This window comes from Streptomyces sp. SID3343 (assembly GCF_009865215.1).
In the GTDB taxonomy this organism is placed as follows: Bacteria; Actinomycetota; Actinomycetes; order Streptomycetales; family Streptomycetaceae; genus Embleya.
This window is the reverse complement of the sequence record NZ_WWJX01000086.1, coordinates 1-399: the sequence shown is the minus strand read 5'-3', so window position 1 is coordinate 399 and position 399 is coordinate 1. Positions and strand designations below refer to the sequence as shown.

At 71.7% G+C, this 399-nt stretch carries 1 protein-coding gene; it reads left to right on the top strand.

Going from position 1 to position 399, the window contains the following annotated elements; translation table 11 throughout:
* Positions 1 to 130 precede the first annotated feature (130 nt).
* On the top strand, positions 131 to 399 hold a 269-nt coding region (locus GT354_RS02800), incomplete at its 3' end, for a DUF5685 family protein (protein ID WP_237534314.1).

Sequence of the window (399 nt, the reverse complement as noted above, 5' to 3'; positions counted from 1 at the left end):
GGCCCCGCGCGCCCGGGCTCGTGCCGCGGCCGGGCACGCTCGCGGTCCGAGTCCCGACGGGAGTGACGGGCGATCAGTAGGCTGACGCGTCTGTGGGTGGGGACCCAGGTCAGAGAATTGGGGCGAGCACTTGTTCGGGATCATCCGGCCGTGCCGGCATCGACTGTCGGAAAAGTTGCAGACCGAGTGGATGGCGCATTTGTGCGGCATGTGTCTCGCATTGCGCGACGACCACGGACAGGCGGCGCGGGTCGCCACCAACTACGACGGGCTGATCATCTCGGTCCTGGTCGAGGCGCAGTCCGAGCGGCCCACGGCCGACGGCCGGCGCAAGGCGGGCCCGTGTCCGTTGCGGGCGATGCGCCGGGCCGAGGTCGCGATGGGCGAGGGCGCGCGCCT